Here is a 16,885-nt window from a genome sequence, read left to right on the forward strand (position 1 = left end):
CCGCGACACGGTCCAACCGTTAAGCGGATAGCGGGGCAGAAGGCGGTTTACAAGCCTTGAAAGCCTATCCGCGCAGTATACCCCCAACCCAGGGGGCTTGCCCTGCTTCCTTGCGCTGGCGCAAGCAATTCCGGGCCTTTCCGGGCAATGGCCCACTTCCGCCACGTTATTTTCGTTGTACCGCCGCATCGCTGCTCAGGCAAGCCTGGCGCGACGCACATTAACAAGGACAAGCCATATTGCTGCCCTGCAGCACAAACAAGCACGAACTTCAAATTCTTTTCTGTTCAAATAAGCGGCTTCGCTGTGCGCGGGCAATCCTGCCTTGGCGCGAAGCACCGATTTTCGCAACGACACGAGCCTGACCAAGCCTCATGGACCAAAACTTCTCGAAGTTGGCACTGGACTACCACGCCTATCCCACCCCCGGCAAGATTTCCGTCACCCCCACCAAGCCGCTGGCCAACCAGGACGACCTGTCCCTGGCCTATTCCCCCGGCGTGGCGGTGGCCTGCATGGCCATCCATGCCGAAGGCGATCCCGCCGCCGCCAAGTACACCTCGCGCTCGAACCTGGTGGGCGTGATCACCAACGGCACCGCCGTGCTGGGCCTGGGCAACATCGGCCCGCTGGCCGCCAAGCCCGTCATGGAGGGCAAGGGCTGCCTCTTCAAGAAATTCGCCGGCATCGACGTGTTCGACATCGAGCTGGCCGAGAACGACCCCGACAAGCTGGTCGAGATCATCGCGGCGCTGGAGCCCACGCTGGGCGGCGTCAACCTGGAAGACATCAAGGCGCCCGAGTGCTTCTACATCGAGAAGAAGCTGCGCGAGCGCATGAAGATCCCGGTCTTCCACGACGACCAGCACGGCACCGCCATCATCTCGTCCGCCGCCATCCTGAACGGCCTGAAGGTCGTGGGCAAGGCCATCGGCGACGTGAAGCTGGTGTGCTCGGGCGCCGGCGCGGCGGCCATCGCCTGCCTGGACCTGCTGGTGCACCTGGGCGTGCGCCGCGAGAACATCTTCGTGACCGACTCGCGCGGCGTGATCTGGGAAGGCCGTGAAGAGAACATGGAGCCCAACAAGAAGCGCTACGCGCAGCAAACGCAAGCCCGCACGCTGGCCGACATCGTCGACGGCGCGGACGTCTTCCTGGGCTGCTCGACGGCGGGCGTGCTGACCGGCGACATGGTCAAGACCATGGCCCGCCAGCCGCTGATCCTGGCCCTGGCCAACCCCGAGCCCGAGATCCGCCCCGAAGTCGCCAAGGCCGCGCGCCCCGACTGCATCATCGCCACCGGCCGTTCGGACTATCCGAACCAGGTGAACAACGTGCTGTGCTTCCCCTTCATCTTCCGTGGCGCCATGGATGCCGGCGCCACCCGCATCACCGAAGAGATGAAGCTGGCCTGCGTGAAGGCCATCGCCGAGCTTGCGGAAGCCGAGCAGAACGATGAAGTGGCCCGCGCCTACGCCGGCCAGGAGCTGAGCTTCGGCCCCGACTACATCATTCCCAAGCCCTTCGATCCGCGCCTCATCGTGCAGATCGCGCCTGCCGTGGCGCAGGCCGCCGCCGATTCAGGCGTGGCCACCCGTCCCATCGAGGACATCGAGGCCTACCGCCACCAGCTGACCGCCTTCGTCTACCACTCCGGCCAGACGATGCGCCCGCTGTTCCAGCAGGCCCGCCAGGCGCCCAAGCGCGTCATCTACGCCGACGGCGAAGACGAGCGCGTGCTGCGCGCCGTGCAGACCATCGTCGACGAGAAGCTGGCGCAGCCCATCCTGATCGGCCGTCCCGGCGTGATCGAGATGCGCGTGAAGAAGGCGGGCCTGCGCCTGGCCGCCGGCAAGAACATCGAGATCGTCGATCCCGAGGACGACACCCGCTACAACGAGGCATGGAACGCGTACTACCAGCTGCGTGGCCGCGAGGGCGTCACGCCCACCATCGCCAAGGCGATGGTGCGCAAGCACAACACGCTGATCGGCGCCCTGCTGCTGCAGCGCGGCGACGGCGACGCGCTGATCTGCGGCGTGAGCAGCGGCTACGACAACCAGCTGAAGTACGTGGACGAAGTCATCGGCCGCAAGGCGGGCGCGCAGACCTATGCCGCCATGAACGTGCTGATGCTGCCCGACCAGACCCTGTTCGTCTGCGACACGCACGTCAACGAAGACCCGAGCGCGGAAGAAATCGCCGACCTGACCATCCAGGCCGCCGAGGAAGTCCGCCGTTTCGGCGTCGCGCCCAAGATCGCGCTGCTGTCGCACTCGAACTTCGGCAGCCGCTCGACGGCCTCGTCGCGCAAGATGGCGCAGGCCCGCAAGCTCATCGTCGAACGCGCGCCCGACCTGGAAGTGGACGGCGAAATGCACGCCGACTCGGCCCTGTCGGAAAAGATCCGCCTGGCGGCCTATCCGGACAGCACGCTGACCGGCCGCGCCAACCTGCTGATCACGCCCAACCTGGACACCGGCAACATCACGTACAACATGCTGAAGATGACCGGCAGCAACGGCATCGCGATGGGCCCGATCCTGCTGGGCGCAGCCCGTCCCGTGCACATCCTGACGACCTCGGCCACCGTGCGCCGCATCGTCAACATGACCGCGCTGGCGGTGGTCGACGCGCAGCAGGAATGCGGACAGGCGCCCGCCTGATCCGGACGGCGCGCGGACACGGTGGACACACCGCGTCCGCCGCAGGCATGACGACGGCTCTCTTCGGAGAGCCGTTTTTCATTGCGAGGCCGCAAGGACAGATGCCGCCAGGCTTTGGTACAAAGACCGCAACACCCCAAGCCCCCCTGCCCCCCTTCGTCGGAGCCCCGCCATGCTGCAAGACGCCCTCTATGCCTGGCTGCACTACCTGGCCATCTTCTTTCTCATCGTCATCCTGACCGCGCAGGCGGTGCTGCTGCGCCCGGGCCTGGGCGAAGAGATCGTGCGCCGGCTGGCCATCTACGACCGGCTCTACCTGCTGAGTGCCGTGATGGTGCTGGCCACGGGCATGCTGCGCCTGTCGCTGGGCGCCAAGGGCATGGCCTTCTATGCCTCGAACCCCTGGTTCCACGCCAAGATGACGCTCTTCGTCCTCACCGGCCTCTGTTCGATCATTCCCACGCTGGCCTTCCTGCGCTGGCGCAAGCAGTCGCGCACCGTGCCCGCCTACATGCCGCCCAACGAGGAGATCGCACGCGCCCGCCGCTGGGTGATGATCGAGGTGCACATGCTGGTGCTGCTGCCGCTGTGCGCCGTGCTGATGGCGCGTGGCGTGGGCATGTAGATGCCTCTGTGCTGCGCCCATGAAAAAGCCCCGCCGTGGCGGGGCTTTTTTGCTGGCGCGCCACCAGAGCGCGCCACGCGACGGCCAGGCTCAGCGCTTGGGCACGTCGCGGGTCGTGTGACCCGAGAACAGCTGGCGCGGACGGCCGATCTTGTAGTCGGGGTCCGACAGCATTTCGTTCCACTGGGCGATCCAGCCCACCGTGCGGGCCAGCGCGAAGATGGCCGTGAACAGCGAGGTGGGGATGCCGATGGCGCGTTGCACGATGCCCGAGTAGAAGTCGACGTTCGGGTACAGCTTGCGGTCCACGAAGTACGGGTCTTCCAGCGCGATGCGCTCGAGTTCCATGGCCAGCTTGAACAGCGGATCGTTTTCCAGGCCCAGCGAATGCAGCACTTCCTTGCAGGTCTGCTGCATCAGCTTGGCGCGGGGGTCGTAGTTCTTGTAGACGCGGTGGCCAAAGCCCATCAGGCGCACGCCCGAATTCTTGTCCTTGACCTTCTCCATGAACTCGCCGACCTTGGCCACGCCGCCGTTGGCTTGCAGCTCTTCCAGCATCTGCAGGCACGCCTCGTTGGCGCCACCGTGTGCCGGGCCCCACAGGCAGCCCACGCCAGCAGCGATGGCGGCGAAGGGATTGGTGCCCGACGAGCCGCACAGGCGCACGGTCGAGGTCGAGGCGTTCTGCTCGTGGTCGGCGTGCAGGATGAAGATGCGGTCCAGCGCGCGCTCGACCACTTCGTTGACCTTGTAGTCTTCGCACGGCGTGGCGAACATCATGCGCAGGAAGTTGCCCGTGTAGGACAGGTTGTTCTGCGGGTAGATGAAGGGCTGGCCTTGCGAGTACTTGTATGCCATGGCGACCAGCGTCGGCATCTTGGCGATCAGGCGGATGGCCGAGACGTGACGGTGGTGCGGGTTCGTGATGTCGGTCGAGTCGTGATAGAAGGCCGACAGCGCGCCCACCAGGCCGGTCAGCACGGCCATGGGGTGGGCGTCACGACGGAAGCCGCGCAGGAAGAAGTGCAGCTGCTCGTTCACCATCGTGTGGTGCGTGACCTGATCGTCGAAGTCCTTCTTCTCTTCACCGTTGGGCAGCTCGCCGTTCAGGATGAGATAGCAGATATCCAGGAAGTCGCAATTGACGGCCAGTTGCTCGATGGGATAGCCGCGATACAGCAGCTCGCCCTTGTCGCCGTCGATGTACGTGATGCCCGACTCGCAAGCAGCGGTCGACATGAAACCCGGATCGAAGGTGAACATGCCGGTCTGGCCGTACAGCTTGCGGATGTCGATAACATCCGGGCCCACGGTGCCCTGGTAGACCGGAAATTCGATCGAGGCAGAGTTGTCTGAAAAGCTCAGGGTTGCTTTCTTGTCGGACAATTTCATGGAAATTCCTTCTAGAAAAAATCAGATCTCGCGCAAACGACGAAGAATGTCGCGCACGGCAGGCGTGTCCAAGGCGCCTTCAGGCTCGGTCCGGCCCAGCAGCAGGTCGAGGAGGTCGTTGTCGCCCTCTTCGAACAGCTGCGTGAGCGCGGCCACGTCTTCGCCGGACAGCGTCGTTTCGTGCGCGTCCAGGAAGCGCGTGATGATCAGGTCATTCTCGAGCAGCCCCCGGCGGGCGCGCCAGCGCAAGCGCGTGCGATCCAGTTCCGAAAGTTGCGTCATGGCAGATCCTTGCTCAAGCACAGCCCAAAAATACAGGGTAATGGCACCACCCAGGGCACGGCGGAGCCGGCTTTGCCGGTCCGCCAGTGCCGCCCCCTTGAGGGGGAAGCGCGAAGCGCCTCTGGCGTGGCGCTTTTAGACGGCACGCCGCACCATCAATTCCTTGATCTTGCCGATTGCCTTCGTGGGGTTCAGGCCCTTGGGACAGACGTCGACGCAGTTCATGATGGTGTGGCAGCGGAACAGGCGGTACGGGTCCTCGAGGTTGTCGAGGCGGGCGCCGGTGGCCTGGTCGCGGCTGTCGGCGATGAAACGGTAGGCTTGCAGCAGGCCGGCCGGGCCGACGAACTTGTCCGGGTTCCACCAGAACGACGGGCAGGACGTGGAGCAGCAGGCGCACAGGATGCACTCGTAGAGGCCGTCGAGCTCTTCGCGCGCCTCGGGCGTCTGCAGGCGTTCCTTTTCGGGCGGCGGCGTATCGTTGATCAGGTACGGCTTGATCGAGTGGTACTGGTTGAAGAAGTGCGTCATGTCCACGATCAGGTCGCGGATGACCGGCAGGCCGGGCAGCGGACGCAGGACGATGGGTTCCTTCAGCTCGCGCAGGTTAGTGGTACAGGCAAGCCCGTTCTTCCCGTTGATGTTCATGGCGTCCGACCCGCACACGCCTTCGCGGCAGGAACGGCGGATGGCCAGGCTGTCGTCCACGTCGTTCTTGATGCGGACCAGCGCGTCCAGCAGCATCTTGTCGGTGGGCTGAAGCTCCACGTCCAGTTTCTGCATGTAGGGACGCTCGTCCTTGTCCGGGTCGTAGCGGTAGATCTCGAACTTCACGATTCGTTTGGTGCTCATTGCAGCATCCTGCTCAGAAAGTCCGCGCCTTGGGCGGGAAGGTATCGACGGTAAGCGGCTTCATCTGGACCGGCTTGTAATCCAGGCGGCTGCCCTCGGAGTACCAGAGGGTGTGCTTGAGCCAGTTCTCGTCGTCGCGGTTGGGATGATCGTCCAGGGCGTGGGCGCCACGGCTTTCGGTGCGCTTGGACGCCGACAGGATCGTGGCGCGGGCCACTTCGGTCATGTTGGCCAGTTCCAGCGCTTCGATGCGGGCGGTGTTGAAGACCTTGGACTTGTCCTTGAAGGCCACGTGCTGGGCCTGCTGGGCGAGTTCCTCGATCTGGCCCACGCCCTCTTCCAGCAGGTTGATCGTGCGGAACACGCCGCAGTGACGCTGCATGGAGGTGCGGATGGCATTGCCGACATCCTGCACTTTCTCGGTGCCCTTGCTGTCTTCCAGCTTGGCGACGCGGCCGATGGAGAAGTCGAGCGACTCGGCGGGCACGGCTTCGTGCGCGCGCTGCTTTTCCAGGTGCAGGTTGACGATGTGGTTGCCGGCAGCGCGGCCGAACACCACCAGGTCGAGCAGCGAGTTCGTGCCCAGGCGGTTGGCGCCGTGCACCGACACCGCGGCGCATTCGCCGATGGCGTACAGGCCCTTGACGACGTTGTTCTGGCCGTTCTTCCAGTCCACGACCTGGCCGTGGTAATTCGCCGGGATGCCGCCCATCTGATAGTGGATGGTGGGCACGACCGGGATCGGTTCCTTGATCGGGTCGACGTTGCCGAACTTGATCGCGATTTCGCGGATCGAGGGCAGGCGCTTCTGGATCGTTTCGGCGCCCAGGTGGTCGAGCTTCAGGACCACGTAGCTGCCGTCCGGACCGCAGCCGCGGCCTTCCTTGATTTCCTGGTCCATCGAGCGCGACACGAAGTCACGCGGGGCCAGGTCCTTCAGCGTGGGCGCATAGCGCTCCATGAAGCGTTCGCCATCCTTGTTCAGCAGGATGCCGCCTTCGCCACGCACGCCTTCGGTGATCAGCACGCCCGCGCCGGCCACGCCGGTGGGGTGGAACTGCCAGAACTCCATGTCCTGCAGCGCCAGGCCGGCACGCGCGGCCATGCCCAGGCCGTCGCCGGTGTTGATGAAGGCGTTGGTGGACGCGGCCCAGATACGGCCGGCGCCGCCGGTGGCCAGCACCGTGGTCTTGGCTTCGAGGACGTAGATTTCACCGGTTTCCATTTCCAGGGCGGTCACGCCCAGGACGTCACCCGCTTCATTGCGCAGCAGGTCCAGCGCCATCCATTCGACGAAGAACTGGGTGCGGGCGGCAACGTTGCGCTGGTACAGCGTGTGCAGCAGTGCGTGGCCGGTACGGTCGGCCGCGGCACAGGCGCGCTGGACGGGCTTCTCGCCGAAGTTGGCGGTGTGGCCGCCGAACGGGCGCTGATAGATGGTGCCGTTGGCATTGCGGTCGAACGGCATGCCGAAGTGCTCGAGCTCGTAGACCGCGTTGGGGGCTTCGCGACACATGAACTCGATGGCGTCCTGGTCACCCAGCCAGTCCGAACCCTTGACTGTGTCGTACATGTGCCAGTACCAGCTGTCTTCGCTCATGTTGCCGAGCGAGGCGCCGATGCCGCCCTGGGCAGCCACGGTGTGCGAACGGGTGGGGAAGACCTTGGAGAGCACCGCCACCGACAGGCCGGCCTGGGCCAGTTGCAGGGAGCAGCGCATGCCGGCGCCACCGGCACCGACCACGACCACGTCGAATTGGCGACGCGGCAAAGATTTCTTGACAGCGACCACGGCTTAGAGCCTCCAGATGATTTGCGCGAAATACACGGTCGAACCGACCAGCCACAGAATCGTCAGCACCTGCAGCAGCAGGCGCACGCCGACGTTCCTGACGTAGTCCATCCAGATGTCGCGCACGCCGATCCAGGCATGCCAGGCCAGCGAGATGAATGCCAGCGTGGCCAGGATCTGGCCGACGGGCAGCATGAAAACCGTGAACGAGAAGAGGCCCTTCCAGCTTTCATAGGTGAAGCCGGGCATGGCCAGCACGCCGACCAGCAGGACCAGGGTGTAGACGGCCAGGATGACCGCGGTGATGCGCTGGACGATGAAGTCCTTCAGGCCGTAGCGCGCGCCGACCACCAGTCGGGTCGGGCCGTAATTCTTGGTCGTCGACATTTACCAGACTCCGAACAGTTTGAGGGCGAAGACGAAAGTCAGGGCCAGGCTGCAGCCCAGCACGATACCGGCGCTTTTCTGGGCCGACTCCTTGTTCACGCCGATGTGCAGGTCGAGAACCAGGTAGCGGATGCCGGCACAGAAGTGATGGAGGTAGCCCCAGATCAAGGCCAGTGCGATCAGCTTGACGATCGGATTGCCGAAAACGTTGGACAATGCGGCGAAGCCGGCCTCGGAAGAAACGCTCATGGCGAACAGAGGCAGGATCACCAGCGGCAGACAGAGGAACAGGAGCGCGCCGCTGACGCGGTGCAGGATCGACACCTTGCCGGCAAGCGGCAGGCGGTAATTCATAAGCTGCAGAACGCTGATGTTGCGAAACTGCGGACGCGGCTTGGCGGCTGAGTCTGACATGGAACGGCCTCGATTCAAGGAACTAAAAAATTCAAACGGGCAAACACTCTATTTTCACCGATGTGGCAAACAGGTTCAAATCGTCACAAAAAAACCTGTCGATTCAAACCTCTACTATCACGTGAGCCGATTCCGGTAGTGGTATCGCTCGGTCAGGTACTGACCCCGGCGCCACTCCACCGGCCGGTCGCCGTAGGTGTAGGACACCCGCTCGACCTGCAGCAGGGGCGCGCCTGGCGCGGCGCCCAGCAGCTCGGCCGTCTCGGGACTGGCCGCGACGGCGCGCAACTTCTCGTCCGCGCGGACCATGTTGATGCCGAATTCGCTTTCGAAGAAGCCGTACAGCGGCCCCCGGTAGCCCGCCAGCGACTCCGCCGTCAGGCCCTTGAACAGGTTGCCCGGCAGCCAGATGTCGTCGATGACGGTGGGCACGCCCCCGAAGGACAGCACCCGCCGGATACAGACGACCGCATCGCCCGAGCGCAACTCCAGCGCCCGCGACACGTCGGCCGGCGCGCGCAGGCGGCGGCAGTCGACGATGCGGCTTTCGGCGCGTTCGCCCTCGCCGTCGTCATCGGGCGCCAGGCGCAGGAAGCGGTAACGGGTGCGCGGTTCGTGGTGGGTGGCGACGAAGGTGCCCTTGCCCTGGCGGCGCAGCAGCAGGTGCTCGGCCGCCAGTTCGTCGATGGCCTTGCGCACGGTGCCCTGGCTGACCTGGAAACGGGCAGCCAGATCGAACTCGCTGGGGATCGACTCGCCGGCCTTCCATTCGCCGCGCTCCAGGCTTTCGACGATCAGCGACTTGATCTGCCGATAGAGCGGGCTGAACGCCGCGGCCGCAGCCGGCGGCCTGCCGGGGCTGCGCGCGGGAATTTCCTGCTCGGGCCGGGTTTCGCTCATGGGAAGGATGGTCGCGGGATGGACCGCGGCGACGGGAATTGCGGATTATTGATATCCCGCCATTGTCGCACATCACGGCATCCTTGGCAGATGCTCTTTTGTCTTATATAAGACATAAGACATTTGACTGCATGTCCGCTCCGCACTACCATCGCAGCACCGTTGGAGAGGGCCCCGCAGAGGCGGAGAGCACGCCGGCGGCAGGGAATACCGGCGCGACGGCGCCAGCCAGAACACGGGTTTGCGAGCCCGGCTAAATCGGTACACTGGCGGGTGGGATCACTGACCTCACTGCCATTTTCATCACGGAGATCGTTTCATGTCCAAGCCTGCCATGCGCGTTGCCGTCACCGGCGCCGCCGGCCAAATCGGTTACGCCCTCTTGTTCCGCATCGCCTCGGGCGAAATGCTGGGCAAGGATCAGCCCGTCATCCTGCAACTGCTCGAAATCCCCGACGAGAAGGCCCAGAAGGCGCTCAAGGGCGTGATCATGGAGCTGGACGACTGCGCCTTCCCGCTGCTGCAGGAAGTGACCGCCCACAGCGACCCCCGCACCGCCTTCAAGGATGCCGACGTGGCCCTGCTGGTCGGCGCCCGCCCCCGCGGCCCCGGCATGGAGCGCAAGGACCTGCTGAGCGTCAACGCCCAGATCTTCACGGCCCAAGGCAAGGCACTGAATGAAGTCGCCAGCCGCGACGTCAAGGTCCTGGTCGTCGGCAACCCCGCCAACACCAACGCCTACATCGCCCAGCAGTCGGCGCCCGACCTGCCCGCCAAGAACTTCACCGCCATGCTGCGCCTGGACCACAACCGTGCCCTGTCGCAACTGGCCGCCAAGGCCAACATCGCCGTGGCCGACATCGAGAAACTGGTCGTGTGGGGCAACCACTCGCCCACGATGTACCCCGACTTCCGCTTCGCGACCGTCAAGGGCAAGAGCCTGAAGGACCTGGTCAACGACGACCAGTGGAACCGCGACACCTTCATCCCCACCGTGGGCAAGCGCGGCGCCGCCATCATCGAGGCCCGTGGCCTGTCGTCGGCCGCCTCGGCCGCCAACGCCGCCATCGACCACGTGCGTGACTGGGTGCTGGGCAGCAACGGCAAGTGGGTCACCATGGGTGTTCCCTCGGACGGCTCCTACGGCATCCCCGAAGGCATCATCTACGGCGTGCCCGTCACGACCGAGAACGGCGAGTACAAGCGTGTCGAAGGCCTGGAAATCGACGCCTTCTCGCGCGAGCGCCTGGACTTCACGCTGAAGGAGCTCCTCGAAGAGCGCGACGGCGTCAAGGATTTGTTGAAGTAACCCCCCCGAGGCGCTTGCGCGCCTCCCCCCCAGGGGGGCGGTGCTGGTGGACCGGCAAAGCCGGCTCCACTGCACCCCGGCTAGCCGAGCCTGTGGTTGCGGGCGCGGCAATTGGGAAGAATTTGGTCACTGCCCTCGTGAAAGGTGCAGCACAGGGTAGGCAGTCAATAAAGAACACCAACACCTGGAGACCCGCCATGTCACGACCCGACTCCCCCGGCGCCCTGTTCCGCGCCGCCCTGGCCGCCGAGCAGCCGCTGCAGATCATCGGCGCCATCAATGCCAACCATGCCCTGCTGGCGAAACGCGCGGGCTTCCGGGCCATCTACCTGTCGGGTGGCGGCGTGGCCGCCGGGTCGCTGGGCCTGCCCGACCTCGGCATCAACACCCTCGATGACGTCCTGACCGACGTGCGCCGCATCACCGACGTATGCGACCTGCCGCTGCTGGTGGACATCGACACCGGCTTCGGCCCCTCGGCCTTCAACATCGGCCGCACGGTGAAAAGCCTGATCAAGTTCGGCGCGGCGGCCTGCCACATCGAGGACCAGGTCGGCGCCAAGCGCTGCGGCCATCGCCCGGGCAAGGAAATCGTCACCACGCAGGAAATGGCCGACCGCGTGCGCGCCGCCGTGGATGCCCGCACCGACTCGGACTTCTTCGTGATCGCGCGCACCGACGCGATCGCCGTGCAAGGCGTGGACGCCGCCATCGAACGCGCCCTGGCGTGTGTGGAGGCAGGCGCCGACGCGATCTTCGCCGAAGCCGCCTATGACCTGCCCACCTATCAGCGCTTCACCAGTGCCGTGAACGTGCCGGTGCTGGCCAACATCACCGAGTTCGGCAAGACACCGCTTTTCACGGTGGACGAACTGCGCGGCGTGGGCGTGGGCATGGTGCTGTATCCCCTGTCGGCCTTCCGCGCCATGAACAAGGCCGCGGAAATGGTCTACCAGAGCGTGCGCCGCGACGGCCACCAGAAGAACGTCGTCGACCTCATGCAGACACGCGACGAGCTGTACGACCGTATCGGCTATCACGACTTCGAAAGCAAGCTCGACGCGCTGTTCGCGCAGAGCAAGGCCTGACGTCAGCCATTGACGCGCAGGCCCGCGGATTTCCCGGATAACCCCAGAAGGAAAACAGGAGCACTGAGACAATGAGCACCACCCGCGCCAAGAAGACCCCCGACGCCGCTGCCCCGGCACCCGCCGCCGCGCCCGCCGAAGACAAGCCGGGCTTCAAGCCCAAGAAATCCGTCGCCCTGTCGGGCGTGGTCGCCGGCAACACCGCGCTCTGCACGGTCGGCCGCAGCGGCAACGACCTGCACTACCGCGGCTACGACATCCTGGACGTGGCGGAGACCTCGGAGTTCGAGGAAATCGCCCACCTGCTGGTGCACGGCAAGCTGCCCACCCGCGCCGAACTGAAGGCCTACAAGGAAAAGCTGCGCGCGCTGCGCGGCCTGCCCGCCGCCCTGCAGACCGCGCTGGAAGCCCTGCCCGCCTCGTCGCACCCGATGGACGTGATGCGCACCGCCGTGTCGGTGCTGGGCTGCGTGCTGCCCGAGAAGGACGACCACAACACGCCGGGCGCGCGCGACATCGCCGACCGCCTGATGGCCAACCTGGGCTCGGCGCTGCTGTACTGGTACCACTACAGCCACAACGGCCACGTCATCGACGTGCAGACCGATGACGACAGCATCGGCGGCCACTTCCTGCACCTGCTGCACGACAGGAAGCCCAGCGACGAATGGGTCAAGGCCATGCACACCTCGCTGGTGCTGTACGCCGAGCACGAATTCAACGCCTCTACCTTCACCTGCCGCGTGATCGCGGGCACGGGCTCGGACATGTACTCGGCCATCGCCGGCGGCATCGGCGCGCTGCGCGGCCCCAAGCATGGCGGTGCCAACGAGGTCGCCTTCGAAGTGCAGAAACGCTACGACACCGCCGACGAAGCCGAGGCCGACATCCGCCGCCGCGTCGAGAACAAAGAGGTCGTGATCGGCTTCGGCCATCCGGTCTACACCGTCTCGGACCCCCGCAACAAGGTCATCAAGGAAGTCGCCCGCAAGCTGTCGAAGACGGCGGGCAACACCAAGATGTTCAATATTGCCGAGCGCCTGGAAACGGTCATGTGGGACGCCAAGAAGATGTTCCCCAACCTGGACTGGTTCTCGGCCGTGTCGTACCACATGATGGGCGTGCCCACCGCGATGTTCACCCCGCTCTTCGTGATCGCGCGCACCGCCGGCTGGTCCGCCCACATCATCGAGCAGCGCGTCGACAACAAGATCATCCGCCCCACCGCCAACTACACCGGGCCGGAAAACCTGAAGTTCGTGCCCATCGACAAGCGTAAGTGATGTCCCCCGTGGCCGGCGCCCTGCCGGCCGCAAGCCGCCTTGCCGCGCCCCGCGGCAGGGACGGCGCCGGGCGTGCCGCCACGCCCGCCAGACCGCAGGAGCCCTCCATGTCTCACGCCGTCTCCGCCGCCCGCCCCGCCCCCGATGCCGTCATGGTCGACATTGCCGACTATGTCCTCGACACCGGCACCCTCCGCAGCCCGCCGGCCTATGCCACCGCGCGCCACTGCCTGATCGACACCCTGGGCTGCGGCCTGGAAGCCCTGGAATACCCCGCCTGCACCAAGCTGCTGGGCCCTGTCGTGCCCGGCACGATCGTGCCTCACGGCGCACGGGTGCCCGGCACCTCGTTCCAGCTCGATCCGGTGCAGGCCGCCTTCAACATCGGCGCGATGATCCGCTGGCTGGACTTCAACGACACCTGGCTGGCCGCGGAATGGGGCCACCCCTCCGACAACCTGGGCGGCATCCTGGCCACCGCCGACTGGCTCTCGCGCCAGGCCGTGGCCGCGGGCAGGCCCCCGCTCACGATGCGTGACGTGCTGACCGCCATGATCCAGGCACACGAGATCCAGGGATGCCTGGCGCTGGAGAACTCCTTCAACCAGGTCGGCCTCGATCACGTGGTGCTGGTGAAGGTGGCATCCACCGCGGTCGTGGCGCGCCTGCTGGGACTGTCCCGCGAGGAAATCATCGCGGCGGTGTCCCTGGCCTGGGTCGACGGCCAGAGCCTGCGCACCTATCGCCACGCCCCCAACGCCGGCAGCCGCAAGAGCTGGGCGGCCGGCGACGCGACCAGCCGCGCCGTGCGCCTGGCGCTGATGGCGCGCACGGGCGAAATGGGCTACCCCTCGGCGCTCTCCGCCCCCACCTGGGGCTTCTACGACGTCTCGTTCAAGGGCAAGCCGTTCACCTTCCAGCGGTCTTACGGCAGCTACGTGATGGAGAACGTGCTGTTCAAGATTTCCTATCCCGCCGAGTTCCACGCCCAGACCGCCGTGGAGTGCGCGATGGCGCTGCATGCCCAACTGCACGCAGCGGGCCGGCGCGCCGAGGACATTGCCAGCATCACGCTGCGCACCCATGCCGCGTGCCTGCGCATCATCGACAAGACCGGCCCGCTGGCCAACCCTGCCGACCGCGACCACTGCGTGCAGTACATGGTGGCCGTGCCGCTGCTGTTCGGCCGGCTGACGGCGGCGGACTACGAGGACGACGTGGCTGCCGACCCGCGCATCGACGCCCTGCGCGAGAAGATCACCTGCGTGGAAGACCCGGCCTATACGCGGGATTATCACGACCCGGACAAGCGTTCCATCGCCAACGCGCTGACCGTCACGCTCCAGGACGGTACGGTGCTGGAGGAAGTGGCCTGCGACTATCCCATCGGCCACAAGCGCCGGCGCGAGGAAGGCATTCCGCTGCTGGAAGAGAAATTCCGCCGCAACCTGGCGCGGCGCTTCCCGCCCCGGCAGCAGCAACGCATCCTGGCGGCATCGCTGGAGCAGGCGGGGCTGGAAGCCATGGCGGTGCAGGAATACGTGGATCTGTACGTGATCTGAGGCGGTTCCATCCTGCGCTGCCCCCGTGGAAACCCTGGGGCTTTCGGGTCGCGCCCGGGCCGGGAGTTTTGTAGCATGGCGGTTTTGCTGCGGCGCCCGTCCCGCGCGCCTACTTTCCTCGCATCATGTCGGCTTACCTGTTTCCCCTTCTTCCCTTCGCGTTCAGCCTGTTCGTGGCCTGCGCCAGCGTCTTCCTGATCTCGGGCGCCTACCTGCTGTTCTTCAAGATCGACCGCGTCAACGCGGTGATGAAGCACCCCTACCTGGCGCACCAGCCCTTCCGGCGTTATCCCAAGGCGCTGCAATTCGGCATGCTGCTGGATTACTTCTTCCGCCTGTCCTTCCCGCACACGCAGTTCTCGCTGATCGGCCATGCCAACCGGCAACTGGCGCACATCGACCCCAAGACCGTGCCCACCGACGTGAAATGGCCCCTGATCGGCATGTGGGGCGGCTGCTGGGTCGGACTGGTGGCCATGGCCTGCGTCTGGGTGCTGTTGTTCATGGGCGCTGGCGCACGCTGAGCGCCGCCACTGGCGCGCGTCGGCTTGCCTGCTAGGTGCCGGGTGGGCTAAGTTGAAAACCTCCGACGACGAATCCAGAGGTTTTCCATGAGTGGCATCACCGCGCAAGACGTCCAGCACAGCCCCGCGCAATCGCGCTTCGACGTGACCGTCGACGGCCAGTTGTGCGTGCTGGAATACCTGCTGCAGGACAAGGTCATGACCATCACCCATACGGGCGTGCCTGACGCCGTGGGCGGCCGCGGCATCGCCGGCGCCCTCACGCGCAAGGCGCTGGACACGGCACGCGCGCAAGGCTGGAAGGTGCGCCCGGCCTGCAGCTACGCCGCGGCGTATTTCCAGCGCCATGGCGAAGACAGGGACCTGCTGGCGAGTTGAGGACTGGCGGGCCGCCGGCCCGCCGGACAGGTCAGCGAACCAGCGTCGCCAGGCCGGGCACCAGCAGGCTCAGGCCAGACAGCACCAGCAGCACGCAGACCAGCCTGCGGATGGCCTCGACCGAACGGCCCATGCCGTAGCGGCGCACCAGCCACGTCACCCCCACCACCACCGGCAGCGCCTCCAGGCTGAGCGCCATGATGCCCCAGGTAAGCTCGCCCGTGCCTGCCACCATCACCAAGCGGAAGAAGGCATTGCAGGCCAGCGCAATCACCAGGAAATTGCGCACGGTGGGCAGGGGCAAGGGCTGCCGGTACAGCAGGTAGACCAGCGGTGGCCCCGACGCCGAGAAAAGCCCGCTCAGCACCCCGGAGACCAGCCCGGCCGACGCGAAGGCGCCCGGGCCGGACACCGTCTTGCGCATGGCGCCGCCATGCACGAGGATGAAGGCGCAGACGATGATGGTCAGGCCCAGGAGAATCCGCAGCAGCACGTTCATGCTGCCGCTCAGGGTGTGCAGCAGCCACAGGCCGCCGGTCACGCCCACCAGGCTGCTGCCCAGCACGGGCATCAGGCGTTTCCAGTCCAGGTCGGGCCAGCGCCAGCCGAAGACGGTCAGGAAATTGGCCAGGGTCATCATGCTGATGACGATGGCGACATCCTGCATGGGCGCGATGTCCAGCAGGCTGGTCAGGCTCAGCAGCAACAGGCCGAAGGCGAATCCGGAAAGGGTCTGGGCGCCGGCCGCCAATGCCACGCAGAGCAGGAAGAAGACGTGTTCCAGCAGGGTCATGCGCGGCGCAACGAAGGGGGCACTGGACGGGGCACAGCAGCGGGCACGGCGTATATATTCCATATTGGTATAAGCAAATTATTTTAAATCATAACGATCCAGGCCAGGCCGGCAGCGACTCCGGACTTACCCTGAGCGTTTTTCTTCGACACCTGCCATGCCCGCCTCCCCTCCCTGTCCCTGCGCCTCCGGCCACTCCTATGCCGCCTGCTGCCAACGCTGGCACGAAGGCCCGCGGCGCCTGCTGGCGCCCGATGCCGCCAGCCTCATGCGCTCGCGCTACAGCGCCTTCGTGCTGGACCGCCTGGACTACCTGCTCGAGACCTGGCATCCCGACACCCGGCCCAGCGGACTCGAACCGAACCCGCCCGGCCTGAAATGGCTGGGCCTGGACGTGCGCGGCCATGCGCAGCAGGACGCGGACCACGCCACGGTGGAGTTCGTTGCCCGCAGCCGCCTGCAAGGCCGCGCCTCGCGCCTGCACGAGACCAGCCGCTTCGTGCGCCAGGACGGCCGCTGGTTCTATGTGGACGGCGACATCGCCTGACGCCGCAGGGGGGGGCGGGAACCCGGCTGGTTCCCATATGTCTTATATAAGATACAAGACCATTGCCCACCCTTTGGGATGGTTCTACAAT

Annotated in this window: 17 protein-coding genes; 9 read left to right on the plus strand and 8 right to left on the minus strand. The window is 65.7% G+C overall.

The window, feature by feature from the left end; all coding sequences use genetic code 11:
* The first annotated feature begins 374 nt into the window (after nt 1–374).
* Both ODI_RS14520 and ODI_RS14525 read left to right on the plus strand, forming a co-directional pair.
* Nucleotides 375–2,666, plus strand: a complete 2,292-nt coding sequence (locus tag ODI_RS14520) for an NADP-dependent malic enzyme (RefSeq protein ID WP_067751727.1) — start codon at nt 375–377, stop codon at nt 2,664–2,666.
* 172 nt (nt 2,667–2,838) lie between these two features.
* Nucleotides 2,839–3,291 (plus strand): DUF2214 family protein, encoded by a 453-nt coding sequence (locus ODI_RS14525; protein ID WP_067751730.1) that lies wholly within the window; start codon nt 2,839–2,841, stop codon nt 3,289–3,291.
* A 90-nt stretch (nt 3,292–3,381) separates the two neighbouring features.
* On the opposite strand, the gene gltA is transcribed toward ODI_RS14525, so the two are convergent.
* From gltA to ODI_RS14560, 7 genes are all read right to left on the minus strand, one after another.
* Nucleotides 3,382–4,683, minus strand: a complete 1,302-nt coding sequence (gltA, locus tag ODI_RS14530) for a citrate synthase (protein ID WP_067751733.1) — start codon at nt 4,681–4,683, stop codon at nt 3,382–3,384.
* A 21-nt stretch (nt 4,684–4,704) separates the two neighbouring features.
* Nucleotides 4,705–4,965, minus strand: coding sequence for an FAD assembly factor SdhE (locus tag ODI_RS14535; RefSeq protein WP_067751735.1), 261 nt, complete (start codon nt 4,963–4,965; stop codon nt 4,705–4,707).
* A gap of 135 nt (nt 4,966–5,100) precedes the next feature.
* Complete coding sequence (locus tag ODI_RS14540; protein WP_067751737.1) at nt 5,101–5,817, minus strand: succinate dehydrogenase iron-sulfur subunit; 717 nt, start codon at nt 5,815–5,817, stop codon at nt 5,101–5,103.
* A 13-nt stretch (nt 5,818–5,830) separates the two neighbouring features.
* Complete coding sequence (gene sdhA, locus ODI_RS14545; RefSeq protein ID WP_067751740.1) at nt 5,831–7,609, minus strand: succinate dehydrogenase flavoprotein subunit; 1,779 nt, start codon at nt 7,607–7,609, stop codon at nt 5,831–5,833.
* A gap of 3 nt (nt 7,610–7,612) precedes the next feature.
* Complete coding sequence (sdhD, locus tag ODI_RS14550; protein ID WP_067751743.1) at nt 7,613–7,996, minus strand: succinate dehydrogenase, hydrophobic membrane anchor protein; 384 nt, start codon at nt 7,994–7,996, stop codon at nt 7,613–7,615.
* Nucleotides 7,997–8,410, minus strand: coding sequence for a succinate dehydrogenase, cytochrome b556 subunit (gene sdhC / locus ODI_RS14555; protein ID WP_067751746.1), 414 nt, complete (start codon nt 8,408–8,410; stop codon nt 7,997–7,999).
* A 117-nt stretch (nt 8,411–8,527) separates the two neighbouring features.
* A complete protein-coding gene (locus ODI_RS14560) occupies nt 8,528–9,310 on the minus strand; it encodes a GntR family transcriptional regulator (protein WP_067751749.1) in 783 nt (260 codons plus the stop codon).
* 319 nt (nt 9,311–9,629) lie between these two features.
* Here ODI_RS14560 and ODI_RS14565 point away from each other — a divergent pair, with 319 nt between their 5' ends.
* The 6 genes from ODI_RS14565 (at nt 9,630) to ODI_RS14590 (ending at nt 15,454) form a co-directional block, all read left to right on the plus strand.
* Nucleotides 9,630–10,619 carry a malate dehydrogenase gene (locus ODI_RS14565; protein WP_067751759.1) on the plus strand — a complete coding sequence of 330 codons (990 nt, stop codon included), beginning with the start codon at nt 9,630–9,632 and terminating at the stop codon, nt 10,617–10,619.
* A 197-nt stretch (nt 10,620–10,816) separates the two neighbouring features.
* Complete coding sequence (gene prpB / locus ODI_RS14570) at nt 10,817–11,707, plus strand: methylisocitrate lyase (RefSeq protein WP_067751762.1); 891 nt, start codon at nt 10,817–10,819, stop codon at nt 11,705–11,707.
* 71 nt (nt 11,708–11,778) lie between these two features.
* On the plus strand, nt 11,779–12,990 hold the full coding sequence (prpC, locus tag ODI_RS14575; protein WP_067751765.1) for a bifunctional 2-methylcitrate synthase/citrate synthase: 1,212 nt from the start codon (nt 11,779–11,781) through the stop codon (nt 12,988–12,990).
* A 107-nt stretch (nt 12,991–13,097) separates the two neighbouring features.
* Entirely contained in the window at nt 13,098–14,552 is a 1,455-nt protein-coding gene (locus tag ODI_RS14580) for a bifunctional 2-methylcitrate dehydratase/aconitate hydratase (RefSeq protein ID WP_067751979.1), read from the plus strand.
* Between the two features lie 125 nt (nt 14,553–14,677).
* A complete protein-coding gene (locus ODI_RS14585) occupies nt 14,678–15,076 on the plus strand; it encodes a hypothetical protein (protein ID WP_067751768.1) in 399 nt (132 codons plus the stop codon).
* 87 nt (nt 15,077–15,163) lie between these two features.
* Nucleotides 15,164–15,454 carry a GNAT family N-acetyltransferase gene (locus tag ODI_RS14590; protein ID WP_067751771.1) on the plus strand — a complete coding sequence of 97 codons (291 nt, stop codon included), beginning with the start codon at nt 15,164–15,166 and terminating at the stop codon, nt 15,452–15,454.
* Between the two features lie 31 nt (nt 15,455–15,485).
* Here ODI_RS14590 and ODI_RS14595 read toward each other — a convergent pair whose 3' ends face one another.
* Nucleotides 15,486–16,247, minus strand: a complete 762-nt coding sequence (locus ODI_RS14595; protein ID WP_067751774.1) for a TSUP family transporter — start codon at nt 16,245–16,247, stop codon at nt 15,486–15,488.
* Between the two features lie 157 nt (nt 16,248–16,404).
* On the opposite strand from ODI_RS14595, the gene ODI_RS14600 reads away from it, so the two are divergent.
* Complete coding sequence (locus tag ODI_RS14600) at nt 16,405–16,794, plus strand: YchJ family protein (protein ID WP_067751776.1); 390 nt, start codon at nt 16,405–16,407, stop codon at nt 16,792–16,794.
* Nucleotides 16,795–16,885: the final 91 nt, after the last annotated feature.

This window comes from Orrella dioscoreae (assembly GCF_900089455.2).
In the GTDB taxonomy this organism is placed as follows: domain Bacteria; phylum Pseudomonadota; class Gammaproteobacteria; order Burkholderiales; family Burkholderiaceae_B; genus Orrella; species Orrella dioscoreae.